The 15,652-nt window shown below is 72.5% G+C and carries 12 protein-coding genes; 9 read left to right on the forward strand and 3 right to left on the reverse strand.

The window, feature by feature from the left end; all coding sequences use genetic code 11:
* Positions 1–100: 100 nt before the first annotated feature.
* From ACFC1X_RS10150 to ACFC1X_RS10160, 3 genes are all read right to left on the reverse strand, one after another.
* Entirely contained in the window at positions 101–1,684 is a 1,584-nt protein-coding gene (locus ACFC1X_RS10150; protein ID WP_376350680.1) for a serine/threonine protein kinase, read from the reverse strand.
* Positions 1,681–2,427 carry an FHA domain-containing protein gene (locus ACFC1X_RS10155; protein ID WP_376350683.1) on the reverse strand — a complete coding sequence of 249 codons (747 nt, stop codon included), beginning with the start codon at positions 2,425–2,427 and terminating at the stop codon, positions 1,681–1,683. Before ACFC1X_RS10155 ends, ACFC1X_RS10150 begins: the two co-directional genes overlap by 4 nt.
* Before the next feature lie 132 nt (positions 2,428–2,559).
* Complete coding sequence (locus ACFC1X_RS10160; protein WP_376350686.1) at positions 2,560–3,168, reverse strand: hypothetical protein; 609 nt, start codon at positions 3,166–3,168, stop codon at positions 2,560–2,562.
* Between the two features lie 250 nt (positions 3,169–3,418).
* Between ACFC1X_RS10160 and ACFC1X_RS10165 the strand changes: the two genes are divergently transcribed.
* From ACFC1X_RS10165 to ACFC1X_RS10205, 9 genes are all read left to right on the forward strand, one after another.
* The gene (locus ACFC1X_RS10165; RefSeq protein ID WP_376350688.1) at positions 3,419–4,273 is read left to right on the forward strand and encodes a bifunctional methylenetetrahydrofolate dehydrogenase/methenyltetrahydrofolate cyclohydrolase; all 855 of its coding nucleotides are present in this window, start codon (positions 3,419–3,421) and stop codon (positions 4,271–4,273) included.
* 343 nt (positions 4,274–4,616) lie between these two features.
* Positions 4,617–5,057, forward strand: coding sequence for a DUF3017 domain-containing protein (locus tag ACFC1X_RS10170; RefSeq protein ID WP_376351036.1), 441 nt, complete (start codon positions 4,617–4,619; stop codon positions 5,055–5,057).
* Positions 5,058–5,428: 371 nt separating this feature from the next.
* The gene (locus ACFC1X_RS10175; protein WP_376350691.1) at positions 5,429–6,748 is read left to right on the forward strand and encodes a DUF2690 domain-containing protein; all 1,320 of its coding nucleotides are present in this window, start codon (positions 5,429–5,431) and stop codon (positions 6,746–6,748) included.
* 371 nt (positions 6,749–7,119) lie between these two features.
* A complete protein-coding gene (locus tag ACFC1X_RS10180) occupies positions 7,120–8,109 on the forward strand; it encodes a malate dehydrogenase (protein ID WP_376350694.1) in 990 nt (329 codons plus the stop codon).
* Positions 8,110–8,355: 246 nt separating this feature from the next.
* Positions 8,356–9,885, forward strand: a complete 1,530-nt coding sequence (locus ACFC1X_RS10185; protein WP_376350697.1) for an aldehyde dehydrogenase family protein — start codon at positions 8,356–8,358, stop codon at positions 9,883–9,885.
* Positions 9,886–9,943: 58 nt separating this feature from the next.
* Positions 9,944–11,476 (forward strand): GMC family oxidoreductase, encoded by a 1,533-nt coding sequence (locus ACFC1X_RS10190; protein WP_376350700.1) that lies wholly within the window; start codon positions 9,944–9,946, stop codon positions 11,474–11,476.
* On the forward strand, positions 11,473–12,747 hold the full coding sequence (locus ACFC1X_RS10195) for a glycine betaine/L-proline ABC transporter ATP-binding protein (RefSeq protein ID WP_376350703.1): 1,275 nt from the start codon (positions 11,473–11,475) through the stop codon (positions 12,745–12,747). Before ACFC1X_RS10190 ends, ACFC1X_RS10195 begins: the two co-directional genes overlap by 4 nt.
* Complete coding sequence (locus ACFC1X_RS10200) at positions 12,747–14,693, forward strand: ABC transporter permease (RefSeq protein WP_376350706.1); 1,947 nt, start codon at positions 12,747–12,749, stop codon at positions 14,691–14,693. Before ACFC1X_RS10195 ends, ACFC1X_RS10200 begins: the two co-directional genes overlap by 1 nt.
* Before the next feature lies 1 nt (position 14,694).
* The gene (locus tag ACFC1X_RS10205; protein ID WP_376350709.1) at positions 14,695–15,651 is read left to right on the forward strand and encodes an ABC transporter substrate-binding protein; all 957 of its coding nucleotides are present in this window, start codon (positions 14,695–14,697) and stop codon (positions 15,649–15,651) included.
* Position 15,652: the final 1 nt, after the last annotated feature.

Consider the following 15,652-nt stretch of genomic DNA (forward strand, 5'->3'; position numbering starts at 1 on the left):
TTCCCCAGTCCAACAAGGGGCAGCGTACGGGAGGCGGGTGAGGGCACCCTAAGCATTCGGACGGCGCGGCGGGTCGCCGTGAACCTCAGACGTCACAGGGTCACTTCCGCCCCGGAGGCGTGTACTCCTTGAGGTGGTGAGCGACGCGGTCGGCGTAGTCACGGTACTTCGGGGGAACCCCGCCCGCGTCGTTCACCTTCTTGTACGACGTCCGGTACGCGACGGCGACCAGGACGGAGCGGTCGCCGGGCAGGCCGGCCTCCAGACGGGGCGTGATCCAGCACAGGTAGCGGCCCATCGCGGGGATGGACTCGGCGGGCGGGAACGGCGGTTCCGGGACGGTCTCGCCGGGTGTGCCGTCCTCGTTCATCCACCAGCGCAGCACGCTCGGCGTCCAGCGGGCGATGCCGTACTCGTTCCTCTCCGGGTCGGACAGGGCGGGGTCGAAGTCGCTCTCCACCTTCAGCATGGCCGCGATCAGGGCCGGGCTGACCTCCTCGCGGTCGCAGTCGTGCGCCGTCTCGACGATCAGCAGCCGGTAGGCGGGCGGCACGTCCCGGTCGGTGCGCAGCACGTCCGCGCCGTAGGCGGCGGCGGAGACGCTCGCGGTGCCGCCGCCGCGCGGGCCCGCCGCGGGCTGCCGGCCGTCACCGGCCCAGGAGACGACGCCGTAGCCGAGCGCCGCCAGCGCGACGAGTCCCGCGGCCGAGGCGGCGAGGACGGTGCGCCGGGGGCGGCCACCGGCCCGGAGCGAGAACCTCGCCGCGCCGCTCGCGCCGGCCGCGGCCGCCGCCACCCGGCGCAGCAGGGCGTCGGTGCCGGTCCGGCCGGCGTGCGTCCGGGTCAGACAGTCCCGCACGATCTCCCGCCACGCCTGCGGCAGTTCGGGGGAGAGCCGCAGCTCGTGGGTGCCGCGGGCGTAGGCGACGGCGGCGTCGCGGCGGGCCGTCGGGGTGCCGCCGGGCAGCGGGAAGGACCCGGTGAGGACGAGGTGGGCGAGGACACCGAAGGCCCACACGTCGGCGGACGGCCGGATGCGGCGGCCGCGTTCGCCGATCTCGGACCACAGCAGTTCGGGCGGCGTGTAGTCCGGGGTGGAGAAGGCGGGCGTGTAGGCGTGGGTGCCCTCCAGCTCGGCGGCCATGTTGAAGTCGGCCAGCCGCACCGAACCGTCCGCCATCAGCAGGACGTTGGCCGGTTTCAGGTCGCCGTGCACCCAGCCCGCCCGGTGCAGCTGCGCCAGCCCGGCGCAGACCTGGGCGAGCAGCGCGGGCCCGTCCGGCGGGCGGGGCGAGGCGGTGATCAGGGCGGACAGGGAGCCCTCCGCCCGCTCCAGGACCAGGACGGTGGCGCCGTCCAGCCGGGGGTGGTCGGGGTCGTCGACGGTGAGGGTCTCGTACATCCGGATCAGCCGGGGCTGCCGCAGCCGGCGCAGCAGCGCGATCTCGCGCTCGACCAGGTCCCGCAGGTGGGCGAGTTGGCGCGGGGTGCCGGTGCCGGTGGGCAGGAACTTCAGGGCGGCCGTGTCTGGCAGGTGCCCGGCGCTTCCGTCGCCGCCCTCGGTGCCGTCGACGCGGCGCGCGGCGTACACGCTGCCGAAGGCGCCGGTGGCGATCGGCTCGCGCACCTCCCACACACCCACCCGGTAGCCCCGGGGCACCGGCACGGCGTACGGCTCGGTCATCGCAGCGCCTGTCCGGACGGTGCCGCGAGGACCACCAGGTCGTCCTCGCGGACCAGGTCGAAGCGGAGCGCCAGGGAGACCAGCGACTCCTTCTTGCCGTTCAGCCGCGGGCCCGGGTCGGCGGTCTCCGGGCCCGGCTTCAGCCGCAGTTTCACGGCGAGGTAGTCGATGTTCCACTGCACCGACGTACGGGACGCGGCCGGCCAGGCCGGGCGGAGCCGCTCGACGACCTGGTCCATGGTCGGCAGCGGCGCGTGCGGCGCCCCGCGCAGCCGCGGTTCGCACAGCGCGGCCAGCACCGCGAAGTACCGCTTGGTGCGGTCGACGGAGAAGGCGGGCGCGGTCGGCTCGCCGTCCGTGCCGCCCTCGGCGCGCAGATAGTCGTGGCGCGGCGCCCACACCTCGACCGGCAGCAGGTCGCCCGCCGCGGGCAGCACGATCCGCGAGAACTCGAACGGCACCGGCGCGTCCAGCCGGCCCGGCGCGACCTTGATGTGCTCGCCCGCGCCCTCCGGGTTCTCCACCACGTACGTCTGGCGGGCCGAGAGGTTGCTGACGGTCCAGAAGGTGCCGTGGGCGGTGATCTCACCGGCCCGGCGGGACACCCCGTCGTGCGCGATCAGCAGCCCGCCCTCGGGCACGGCGCGTCCGAAGACGAGCCGTTCGCCGGGTGCGAGCCGGAGCTGGGCGCTGCTGTGTTCGTCCTCCGAGGTCGGCGGAGGTACCACGATGATGCTGAACAAGGTGCGTCTCCCCGTGCCTGACGGCTACCCGCGTCAGACTATTGCGACGCACCAGGGCCGTGCCCCCCTCGTACGGGTGAGACACGGCCCTGTGACGTGATTGGCGAGAAGTACGCACTGGCGTACGCCGGTTCAGTACTGCGGGCGGGTGAACCAGTAGCTGCCGTTCCGGTTGGCGCAGAAGACGATGATCAGGATGCCGAGCACCAGGCTGATGAGGGCGAAGACGTTCGCCGTGAACAGGCTGATGACGCTGAACAGCACGATCACCGACGCGTAGATGATGGCGGAGACGCGCGCCCCGCCCCGGCCCGTGGCGAACTTGACGCCCGTGAATATCGCCCAGAACGCAAACGCCAGCACGATGACACCGAGGACGATCATGATGCCGGTGCCGACGCTGGCGGCGGCGTCCGCGTCCTTGGCGGAGAGGCTCGGGTCGGAGTTGACCGCGTCCTCGAACTCCTCCGAGAACCAGGCGCTGGCGATCATCATCAGCAGACCGCCGATCACCTGGAAGCCGCCCAGGACGAACAGCATCACGCGCGCTGCCTTCACCGAGCCGGGCATCGCTACCGGGGCGGGCGCGTAGCCGCCGCCGTACGGCTGTTGTACCGGCGGGGCCGCGGGGTAGCCGTAGCCGGGCTGGCCCTGGGGCTGCTGCTGGGGGTAGCCGTAGTTCGGCTGCTGGCCGCCGCCCTGGGGCGGGCCGTAAGGGTTGTTCGGATCGCCGAAACTCATGGCGGGACTTCCTCCGTCGCTGTCAAGTGCGGGGACGGCGCGCGGCGCGAGTCGGAGGAGTTTCTTCGTAGCGGTTCGTCCCCCCGGTACGGCCCCGCGGCACTGTGCACCCCAATCGTTCTTGACCGGTCTCTTACTTGTCCAGCCCGCTCACAAGGTGTTGTGCAAGTGCAACAACGTCGATCATGAATCGACGACCGGATGCCGGCCGGATTGGAACCGGGGGCCGGTCATCCGCGAGGATGGGGGCATGACCGCCCAGATTCTCGATGGCAAGGCCACCGCAGCCGCGATCAAGTCCGAACTGACCGCCCGCGTGGCGGCGCTGAAGGAGAGGGGTGTCACACCCGGCCTCGGCACCGTCCTGGTCGGGGACGATCCCGGCAGCCAGAAGTACGTCGCCGGCAAGCACCGCGACTGCGCGCAGGTTGGCATCGCCTCCATCCAGCGTCACCTCCCGGCCACGGCGACGCAGGACGAGATCGAGGCGGTCGTCCGCGAGCTGAACGAGGACCCGGCCTGCACCGGCTACATCGTCCAGCTGCCGCTGCCCAAGGGCATCGACGAGAACCGCATCCTGGAGCTGATGGACCCGGACAAGGACGCGGACGGCCTGCACCCGATGAACCTCGGCCGCCTCGTCCTGAACGAGCCGGCGCCGCTGCCCTGCACCCCCAACGGCATCCTCACCCTCCTGCGCCGCTACGGCGTGGAGATCAAGGGCGCCGAGGTCGTGGTCGTCGGCCGCGGGGTCACCATCGGCCGCCCGATGCCGCTGCTGCTCACCCGGCGCAGCGAGAACGCCACCGTGACCCAGTGCCACACCGGCACCCGGGACCTGTCCGCCCACCTCAAGCGCGCCGACATCATCGTCGCCGCCGCCGGCTCCCCGCACCTGGTCCGCGCCGAGGACGTGAAGCCGGGCGCCGCCGTCCTCGACGTGGGCGTCTCCCGCAACGCCGAGGGCAAGATCGTGGGCGACGTCCACCCGGACGTGGCCGAGGTCGCCGCCTGGATCTCCCCGAACCCCGGCGGCGTCGGCCCGATGACCCGCGCCGAGCTGCTCGTCAACGTGGTGGAGGCGGCGGAGCGCCGTGCCGGCTGAGGACACCCACGCCGAGCGCCCGGGCCGGACGGCGGATCGCGCGGCGGCCCGAGAGGACACCGCCGGGCGCGCCGACGGTGCCGAGGGCACCGAGGCGGTCGAAGGCACCGAGGGCGCGGACCGAGCGCCGGACTCCGGCGACACCGCCGAGTCCGCCGAGTCCGCCGGGTCCGCCGGGTCCGCCGGGTCCGCCGGGTCCGCCGGGTCCGCCGGGTCCGCCGGGTCCGCCGGGTCCGCCGGGTCCGCCGAGAAGACCGGGCGCCCCGACCGCGCGGCGGACGCCTCGGACCCCGAGGAGCCCGAAGCCCCCGAGGACGCCGAAGCCCCCGAGGACCCCGAGGACATCGTCGTCCGGGACCCCGTCAGCGCGCCCGACGCCCAGGGCAGGCCGAAACGCGCCACGCGCCGGTTCCCGCTCTTCACCCGTGACACCGCGCGCCCCGAGGGCGGCGGCCGGGCCGCGGCCGGCGACGCCCCGGCGCCCGCCCGGCAGTGGCCGGTGCTCACCGTGGTCGGTCTGGTCGGGATCGGCCTGCTGATCACCGGGCTCGACGTGTTCCGGTGGGGACTGGTGCTCGTCGGCGTCGCGCTGCTGATCGGCGCCGCGCTGCGCTGGTCCGTGCAGGACGTCGGCATGCTCGCGGTCCGCTCGCGCTTCACGGACATCGTCACCTACGGCGTGCTGGGCATCACCATCGCCATGCTGGCGCTGATGGCCCAGCCGGAGGCGCCGTTGAAGATCCCGTTCCTGAACGATCTGCTGCACTTCACCGTAAGTAGTTAGCGAAGCCCCGCTCGAACGACGGCCCGTCCTCACCCCCGTGGAAGGACGGGCCGCCGTCGGGATCCACACTCCTGCACGTCGAACGCCCTGTTCAACGCCTGTCAGGGCGCTGTGGCACGGAAGTGACCGTTCCGCTACTCCGCTACGCGGACCCCGGAAAGGGCTCCGTTCAGGGGTTCCGTCACCAGCACGGGAACGCCGGTGGGAGACTGGACCAGGTGTCGGTGGGCGTGCGACCGTGCATGCCTGCGGCCTCTGTGCTCCTGTGCGCCCCCACCCCGGGAACTGAGCTCCTGATCGGGCGCATCCCTGTGGGTAGCCAGAACGGCGGGGGAACGACCAGCACGTACCGGGGGAAGAGGGGGGAAGCAGTGCCTCGTTGGAAGGCCTTGCCGGAGGAACTCGATCCGCAGATCAAAGAGTTCACCGGCCAGCTGCGCCGACTCGTGGACCGCAGTGAACTGAGCGTCGCGTCGGTGGCCGACGCCACGGGCTACAGCAAGACGTCCTGGGAGCGATACCTGAACGGACGGCTGCTGGCGCCGAAGGGCGCCATCGTGGCCCTGGCCGAGGTGACGGGGACCAACCCCCTGCACCTGACCACCATGTGGGAGCTGGCCGAGCGCGCCTGGAGCCGCTCGGAGATGCGCCACGACATGACCATGGAGGCCATCCGGATATCCCAGGCGCGGGCCGCGCTCGGCGACCTGGGCACCGCGTCCGGCAAGACCGCCGGACCGGCCCACGGCGGCAGGAGCGGCCGCGGAAGCCGCTCCGGCCGCCACGGCGGCGGTACGTCGGCCTCTCCGGGCGTCGCGGGACCGGCCGGGGTGGCGCCCACGCTGGGGCCGACGGTCCCCGCGCAGCCGACCGCGGCGGACAGCCCCGACTCGGCCGCCGGCCCGGTCCGGGGCGGCGGCACGACCGGCGCCCCCTCCGCCCCGTTCTCCGACGCCCCGTCCGCGGGCGGCGCGACCGACGGCAACTCGTGGGGCCTGGCCGGATACCGGGGGCCCGCGCCGACCGGTGACCGCACGGCGCGCCTCGGGCACCGGGCCGGTTCCGGGGAGGCCGCGACGGCCATGGGCCCCGCGGCGACGCCCGGCCCCGCCGCGCCCGAGGGCCGGAGCCCCTCCGCCGGGTACGGCGAGCCCCCGCGCGGCGGCTCGGGCTCGCGCGGCCGGTCCAACGGGGGCGACAGCAGGCGGATGACGACGTTCGTCGCGGGTGTCGTCGGCGTACTCGTCGTGATCGCGGGCGCCTTCTTCCTGCTGAACGACGGCGGGGACAAGAAGAACGAGGGCACCAAGCCCTCCCCGTCCCCCACGGTGAGCAGCGAGCAGCAGCTGCCGCCGGGCGTGAAGTGCAGCGGCGACGCCTGCACCGGCAAGGACCCGGAGGTCATGGGCTGCGGAGGCGACCTGGTCACCACCGCCGCGACCGCCACCGTCGGCACGACCGCGGTCGAGGTCCGCTACAGCAAGACCTGCGGTGCCGCGTGGGCCCGCGTGACCCAGGCCGCACAGGGCGACAAGGTCCAGGTGAGCGCCCAGGGCAAGAATGAGCAGACGGGGACGGTCTCCGGCGTCGGCGACACCGTCGCGTACACCCCGATGGTGGCGGTGAAGTCCGCGGCCGCGGCGGAGGCGTGCGTGACGACCGCGTCCGGCGTCCAGGGCTGCACGGAGTAACGGAGCAGGCGGCGGGACGGCACTCGGCGGGCCCGCGAAGAAAGTTCGCCGACGGCAGGCATGCCCGGCGAGGACACGGGGCACGCGAGAAGTACCCCCACGGGAGTCCGGCAACGGTATCCCCCGAAACGGCGGTCGCCTTCGTCCCCCCTCTCCCGGACAGGCGGCCGCCTTTCCGTTGCCCGGCCCGCGCGCCCGGTGCCGCCGGGACGGTGCCGGGACGGCCCTGTGGGCCGGGCCACACCGACCCGGACGTCCCGGACACCGCGGGCGCGATAGCCTGACGGCTGGATCGATCTCTTGGTATCAAGAGATCGATCAAATGCCCGGGGCAGGGACGCCCCACCGCCAGCTGTCATACGGAGAACGCCATGACCCGCACTCCCGTGAACGTCACCGTCACCGGCGCGGCCGGCCAGATCGGTTACGCCCTGCTCTTCCGCATCGCCTCCGGCCAGCTGCTCGGCGCGGACGTGCCGGTCAAGCTCCGCCTCCTGGAGATCACCCCGGCGCTCAAGGCCGCCGAGGGCACCGCGATGGAGCTGGACGACTGCGCGTTCCCGCTCCTCCAGGGCATCGAGATCACCGACGACCCGAACGTCGCCTTCGCCGGCGCCAACGTCGCCCTCCTGGTCGGCGCCCGCCCCCGCACCAAGGGCATGGAGCGCGGTGACCTCCTCGAGGCCAACGGCGGCATCTTCAAGCCGCAGGGCAAGGCCATCAACGACCACGCCGCGGACGACATCAAGGTCCTCGTCGTCGGCAACCCGGCCAACACCAACGCCCTGATCGCCCAGGCCGCCGCCCCGGACGTACCCGCGGAGCGCTTCACCGCGATGACCCGCCTGGACCACAACCGCGCGCTGACCCAGCTCGCGAAGAAGACGGGCTCGACGGTCGCCGACATCAAGCGCCTGACCATCTGGGGCAACCACTCCGCCACCCAGTACCCGGACATCTTCCACGCCACCATCGCCGGCAAGAACGCCGCCGAGACCGTCAACGACGAGAAGTGGCTGGCCGACGAGTTCATCCCGACCGTCGCCAAGCGCGGCGCGGCCATCATCGAGGCCCGCGGCGCCTCGTCGGCCGCCTCCGCCGCCAACGCCGCCATCGACCACGTGCACACGTGGGTCAACGGCACCGCCGACGGCGACTGGACCTCCATGGGCATCCCGTCGGACGGTTCCTACGGTGTCCCGGAGGGCCTGATCTCCTCCTTCCCCGTCACCACCAAGGACGGCAAGTACGAGATCGTCCAGGGCCTGGACATCAACGAGTTCTCCCGCGCCCGCATCGACGCCTCCGTCAAGGAGCTGTCGGAGGAGCGCGACGCGGTCCGCGGTCTCGGCCTCCTCTGAGCCCACTCCGCCCGCAGACGGGCCCCGCTCCGGTTCGACCGGAGCGGGGCCCGTCCCCGTTTCCGGCCCGCCACAGGTCCCTCTCCGGTCCGTTATGCCCCTTTCACACCCTTCCTCAGTGATGCGCCGCACTTTCGATGACCGAATCGGCATGCATGAGGGGCGGTGGGGCAGGGGCTCACGGTCCCCGGGAGTGACACGTGTGTGACACAGGGGCGTTGATCAGGAACGGAAGGCAATCCCACCATGGCGAACAGCACGGAAACCCAGGCGGACCGCGGGCACCGGACCATCCACGCCGGCGGCCGGTGGCTGGCCGCGTCCTCCGGCGCGACCCGCGACATCCTCGACCCCGCCGACGCCCTGCCCTTCGCCGTGGTCGCGGAGGGCGACGAGAAGGACACCGACCTCGCGGTGGCCGCCGCCCGGCGGGCGTTCGACGAAGGACCCTGGCCGCACACCCCGGTCGCCGAGCGGGCCGCCCTGCTGCGCCGCGTCGCCGACCTCCTCGTACGCGACCGCGAGACCCTCGGCCTGCTGGAGAGCCGCGACGCGGGCAAGACGGTCGAGGAGGGGCGCGTCGACATCGACTGCGTCGCCGACGCCTTCCGCTACTTCGCCGACCTGGTCGCCGGCGAGGCCCCCGGCCGGGTCGTCGACGCGGGCTCGCCCGAGATCCACAGCGTCGTCGTGCACGAGCCGGTCGGCGTCTGCGCCATGATCACGCCCTGGAACTACCCGCTGCTCCAGGCCAGCTGGAAGATCGCCCCCGCGCTCGCCGCCGGCAACACGTTCGTGATCAAGCCGAGCGAGATCACCCCGCTCACCACCGTCGCCCTGATCGACCTGCTCGTCGAGGCCGGCCTCCCCACCGGCGTCGCGGGCATCGTCACCGGTCCCGGTCACACGGTCGGCGCCCGGCTCGCCGAGCACCCCGACGTCGACCTGGTCTCCTTCACTGGCGGCCTGGTCAGCGGCACCAAGGTCGCCCAGGCCGCCGCCGTCACCGTCAAGAAGGTCGCCCTCGAACTCGGCGGCAAGAACCCCAACGTCGTCTTCGCCGACGCCTGCGCGACCGAGGACGGCTTCGACACCGCCGTCGACCAGGCCCTCAACGCCGCCTTCATCCACAGCGGCCAGGTCTGCTCCGCCGGTGGCCGCCTCATCATCGAGGAGTCGGTCCGCGAACGCTTCGTCGCCGAACTCGCCCGCCGCGCCGGGAAGATCCGCCTCGGCCGCGGCACCGAGGACGGCGTCGAGTGCGGCCCGCTCGTCTCCGAGCAGCAGCGCGCCAAGACCGAGGACTTCGTCGCCTCCGCCCTCGCCGAGGGCGCCGTGCTGCGCAGCGGCGGCAAGCGCCCCGAGCCGTCCCCCCAGCGGCCCGAGAGCGGCTACTTCTACGAGCCGACCGTCCTCGACCAGTGCCACCGCGAGATGCGGGTCGTCCGGGAGGAGGTCTTCGGACCGGTCCTCACCGTCGAGACCTTCCGCACCGAGGACGAAGCCATAGCCCTGGCCAACGACACCGAGTACGGTCTGGCCGGTGCCGTCTGGACCGCCGACGCGGGACGGGCCCGCCGGGTCGCGGGCCGGCTGCGGCACGGCACCGTCTGGATCAACGACTTCCACCCCTACCTGCCGCAGGCGGAGTGGGGCGGCTTCGGCAAGAGCGGCGTGGGCCGCGAACTCGGCCCCGCGGGCCTGGCCGAGTACCGCGAGAGCAAGCACGTCTACCAGAACCTCGCGCCGAAGCCCGTCCGCTGGTTCACCGGCTGACTCCGCGCACCTCCACACATCTCCCCGCACCATCCGCTCGCCCCACTGGAGTACGCCCATGCCAGATACCACTCACGTCTACGACTACGTCGTCATCGGCGGTGGCACGGCGGGATCGGTGATCGCCTCACGGCTCACCGAGAACCCGGACGTCACCGTCGCCGTCATCGAGGGCGGCCCCAGCGACGTCGGCCGCGACGACGTACTCACCCTGCGCCGCTGGATGGGCCTGCTCGGCGGCGAACTGGACTACGACTACCCCACCACCGAACAGCCGCGCGGCAACTCGCACATCCGGCACAGCCGCGCCCGCGTGCTCGGCGGCTGCTCCTCGCACAACACCCTCATCGCCTTCAAGCCGCTGCCGTCCGACTGGGACGAGTGGGAGGCCGCGGGCGCCAAGGGCTGGGGCGCGGTGCAGATGGAGGCGTACTTCGCACGGCTGAAGAACAACATCGTCCCCGTCGACGAGAAGGACCGGAACGCCATCGCCCGGGACTTCGTCGACTCCGCGCAGAAGGCGCTCGAGGTCCCCCGGATCGACGGTTTCAACAAGAAGCCGTTCACCGAGGGCGCCGGCTTCTTCGACCTCGCCTACCACCCCGAGAACAACAAGCGTTCGTCCGCCTCGGTGGCGTACCTGCACCCGGTGATGGACGAGCGCCCCAACCTCACCCTCATGCTGGAGACCTGGGCCCACAAGCTTCAGCTCGACGGCACCCGCGCCGAGGGCGTCCACGTCCGCACCAAGGACGGCGAGGAGATCCTGGTCAAGGCCCGCAACGAGGTGGTGCTGTGCGCCGGCGCCGTCGACTCGCCCCGCCTGCTGCTGCACTCCGGCATAGGCCCCCGCCAGGACCTCGAAGCGCTCGGCATACCCGTGGCGCTCGACCTGCCCGGCGTCGGCGAGAACCTGCTCGACCACCCCGAGTCGGTCATCGTGTGGGAGACCAACGGACCCATCCCGGACAACTCCGCGATGGACTCCGACGCCGGTCTCTTCGTGCGCCGCGACCCCGAACGCGCGGGCCCCGACCTGATGTTCCACTTCTACCAGATCCCCTTCACGGACAACCCGGAGCGCCTCGGCTACGAACGCCCGGAGTTCGGCGTCTCGATGACCCCGAACATCCCCAAGCCGAAGTCCCGCGGCCGCCTCCACCTCACCAGCGCCGACCCGTCCGTGAAGCCCGCCCTGGACTTCCGCTACTTCACCGACGAGGACGACTACGACGGCCGCACCCTCGTCGACGGCATCAGGATCGCCCGCGAGATCGCCAGGACCGAACCGCTGGCCGGCTGGCTCAAGCGCGAGGTCTGCCCCGGCCCGGACGTCACCGGTGACGAGGAGCTGAGCGAGTACGCCCGCAAGGTCGCCCACACCGTCTACCACCCGGCGGGCACCTGCCGGATGGGCGCCGCCACCGACGAACAGGCCGTCGTCGACCCCGAGCTGCGCATCCGGGGCCTGCAGGGCATCCGCATCGCCGACGCCTCCGTCTTCCCGACCATGCCCGCCGTGAACCCGATGATCGGCGTCCTCATGGTCGGCGAGCGCGCCGTCGAGCTGATCGGCGGTGACGCCCGATGAGTACCACCACCAGCGCCAGCACGCCGCCGGGTACCGACGAGAGCACGGCTCCCGTCTTCTCCGTGGACGGCCTGTGGAAGGTCTTCGGACCCAAGGCCGACCGCGTCCCCGCCGACCCCGAACTGGCCGCCCTCAGCCCGGCCGAGCTGCGCTCGCGCACCGGCTGCACGGCCGCCGTGGCCGACGTCTCCTTCGACGTGCGCAAGGGCGAGGTCTTCGTCGTCATGGGCCTGTCCGGCTCCGGCAAGTCCACCCTCGTACGCTGCCTGACCCGGCTCATCGAGCCGACCGCCGGCTCCATCGCCATCGACGGCGAGGACGTCCGCGCGATGGACAAGCCCCGGCTGCGGGAACTCCGCCGGCACCGCGCCGCGATGGTCTTCCAGCACTTCGGCCTGCTCCCGCACCGCAGCGTCCTCGACAACGTGGCCTATGGCCTGGAGGTCCAGGGCATCGGCCGCGCCGAGCGCCGCGAGCGCGCCGCCGCCATCGTCGCCAAGGTCGGCCTGGAGGGCCTGGAGCAGCGCCGCCCCGGCCAGCTCTCCGGCGGACAGCGCCAGCGCGTCGGCCTCGCCCGCGCCCTCGCCGTCGACCCCGAGGTGCTGCTCTTCGACGAGCCGTTCAGCGCCCTCGACCCGCTGATCCGGCGGGACATGCAGGAGGAGGTCGTCCGGCTGCACCGCGAGGAGGGCCGCACGATGGTCTTCATCACCCACGACCTCCAGGAAGCCCTCAAGCTCGGCGACCGCATCGCCCTGATGCGCGACGGGCGCGTCGTCCAGCTCGGCACCCCGGAGGAGATCGTCGGCTCGCCCGCCGACGACTATGTCCGCGAGTTCGTCCGCGACGTCCCGCGCGAGCAGGTCCTCACCGTCCGTACGGCGATGCGGCCCGCGTCCTCGTCCGACGAGGCCGGCACCGGCCCGGCGATCCGCCCCGAGGCCACCGTCTCCGAGGCCATCGAGGCCGTCGCCCGCGCCGGCTCCCCGGCCCGAGTGATGTCGGACGGCCGCTGCCTGGGCGTGGTCGACGCGGTATCCCTGCTGTCGGTAGTGGCAGGCACGACAACCGCGGCCACGGCATCGGCCGCTGCCGCCCCAGCCGACGGTGCCGACGCAGCAGGCGAGCCCGCCGCAGCCGACGGCGCCGCCTCACCCGACATAGCTGCGGGCAGTCGTGCCGCTGGGGCGGCACGGGTGGGCGCAGCGGCACCGGCCACGCGCCGCAAGCCGACCACCCCGCCCTCCGCCACCCCGGAGGAGCCCGCGTAATGGCAACGATCACCGCACCGGCCCAAAAGGCCGCCCCGCCGGGCATCCTCACCAACCGAGCCGTCCGCAAGCTCCTCACCCTCGCGGCGCTCGCCGCGATCCTCGTCCCCCTGGCCATCACCCAGTGGGGCGGCGCCACCTGGCCCAGCGCCCTGACCGTCGACCTCTCCGAGCCGCTCGGCAAGACCAGCGACTGGATCATCGACAACCGCGACAGCCACCCGCTGTTCCTCTACTTCTTCGGCCACGTCAGCAACGTCGTCGTCCTCGCCGTACGCGCCGTGTACCTCGCCCTCCTCGCCGTCGGCTGGGCCGGAGTCACCGCGATCGGTGCCCTGGTCGCCTGGCGCGTGGCCGGCGTGAAGCTGGCGCTCGGCACCGCCGCCGCGTTCCTGGCCTGCGGCCTGCTCGGCATGTGGGTGCCGACCATGCAGACCCTCGCCCTGATGGTCGTCGCCGTTCTCGCGTCGGTCGTCGTGGGCGCCCTGCTGGGCCTGGCCGCCGGTCTCTCCGACCGGATGGACCGCGTCCTGCGCCCGGTGCTCGACACCATGCAGGTGCTGCCCGCCTTCGCCTACCTCCTCCCCGTCGTCCTGGTCTTCGGCATCGGCGTCCCCGCCGCCGTCCTGGCCACTGTCGTCTACGCCGCCCCGCCGATGGCCCGGCTCACCTCGCTGGGTCTGCGCGGCGCCGACAAGGAGGTCCTGGAGGCTGTCGAGTCCCTCGGCACCACCGCCCGCCAGCGGCTGCTGACCGCCCGCGTCCCGCTGGCCCGCAAGGAACTCCTGCTCGGCGTCAACCAGACGATCATGATGGCGCTGTCCATGGCCGTCATCGCCTCCGTCATCGGCGCCGGCGGCCTCGGTGACCGCGTCTACCAGGCCCTCGCCTCGGTCGACGTCGGCGCCGCCCTCGCGGCCGGCATCCCGATCGTGCTGCTCGCCGTCGTCCTGGACCGGGTGACCGGCGCGGCGGGGGAGGAGCGGCTCGGGGAGCCCGGCAGGTCGCCGCTGACCTGGCTGTACGCCCTGGCCGCCGCCGCGGCCGTCGCGATCGCCGGACGCGTCGCCGGCTTCCTGGAGTGGCCGGAGGGCTGGGAGGTGAACATCGCCGAGCCCGTCAACCGGGCCGTCGACTGGATGACCGCCCACCTGTACTCGGGCGTGCCCGTCGTCGGCGGCACCGCCGACTGGGCCGCGCACTTCACCAGCTGGGTCCTCAACCCGCTCCGGGACGGCCTGCAGTGGCTGCCCTGGTGGTCGGTACTCCTCGTCGTCGCCGCCCTCGCGTGGCTGATCGGCACCTGGCGCACCGCGCTCACCGCCGTCCTCGCCATGGCCGCGATCGGCGTGCTCGGCGTGTGGAACCCGTCCCTGGACACGCTCTCCCAGGTGCTCGCGGCCGTCGCCGTGACCCTCGTCATCGGCTTCGCGACGGGCATCGCCGCCGCCCGCAGCGAGCGGTTCGAACGCCTGCTGCGGCCGGTCCTGGACGTCTTCCAGACCATGCCGCAGTTCGTGTACCTGATCCCCGTCGTCGCCCTGTTCGGCGTAGGACGGGCGCCCGCCGTGGCCGCCGCGGTCGTCTACGCCCTGCCGGCCGTCGTCCGCATCACCACCCAGGGCCTGCGCCAGGTCGACCCGGCCGCCCTGGAGGCGGCCCGCTCGCTCGGCGCCACCAGCGGACAGCAACTGCGCCAGGTCCAGCTCCCGCTGGCCCGCCGGTCGCTGCTGCTCGCCGTCAACCAGGGCGTCGTCCTGGTCCTCGCCGTCGTCATCATCGGCGGCCTGGTCGGCGGTGGCGCGCTCGGCTACCAGGTCGTCTTCGGCCTGGCCCAGGGCGACCTGGCGAGCGGCCTGGTGGCCGGCGCGGCCATCGTCTGCCTCGGCCTGATGCTCGACCGGGTCACCCAGCCCACCGAACGCCGCGCGAGGAAGGGAGCCTGACATGCGCGTACGTACCACCACGGCCGTCGCCTCGGCCGCCGCGCTGACCCTGCTCACCGGGTGCGGCGCCGCCGACATGACCAAGCAGGCGTCCCCGTTCGCCAACGCCCAGGGCGCCAAGACCGTCACCCTGTCCGTGCAGTCCTGGGTCGGCGCCCAGGCCAACGTGGCCGTCGCCCAGTACCTGCTGGAGCACGAGCTGGGCTACCGCGTCGACACCGTCCAGGTCGACGAGGTCCCCGCCTGGGACGCGCTCAGCCAGGGCCGCGTCGACGCCATCCTGGAGGACTGGGGCCACCCCGAGCAGGAACAGCGGTACGTCAAGGACAAGAAGACCATCGCCCCCGGCGGCGACCTCGGCGTCACCGGGCACATCGGCTGGTTCGTCCCGACGTACTTCGCGAAGAAGCACCCGGACGTCACCAACTGGAAGAACCTCAACAAGTACGCCGACCTGCTGCGCACCGCGGAGAGCGGCGGCAAGGGCCAGCTGATGGACGGCTCCCCGTCCTACGTCACCAACGACAAGGCGCTGGTGAAGAACCTGAACCTGGACTACCAGGTCGTCTTCGCCGGCTCCGAGGCCGCCCAGATCACCCAGATCAAGCAGTTCGCCAAGGAGAAGAAGCCCTTCCTGAGCTACTGGTACACCCCCCAGTGGCTGTTCGAGAAGGTCCCGATGACCGAGGTGAAGCTGCCGCCGTACAAGGAGGGCTGCGACGCCGACCCGGAGAAGGTCGACTGCGCCTACCCGGTCACCCCGCTGCAGAAGTACCTCAACGCCGACTTCGCGAAGAAGGGCGGCAAGGCGGCGGACCTCCTCAAGAAGTTCAAGTGGACGACCGAGGACCAGAACCAGGTCTCCCTGATGATCGCCGAGCAGAAGATGCGGCCCGAGGAGGCGGCGAAGAAGTGGGTGGACAGCCACGAGTCCGTCTGGAAGGAGTGGCTGTCCTGAC

The sequence above is a fragment of the Streptomyces sp. NPDC056128 genome (assembly GCF_042263835.1).
GTDB lineage: Bacteria > Actinomycetota > Actinomycetes > Streptomycetales > Streptomycetaceae > Streptomyces.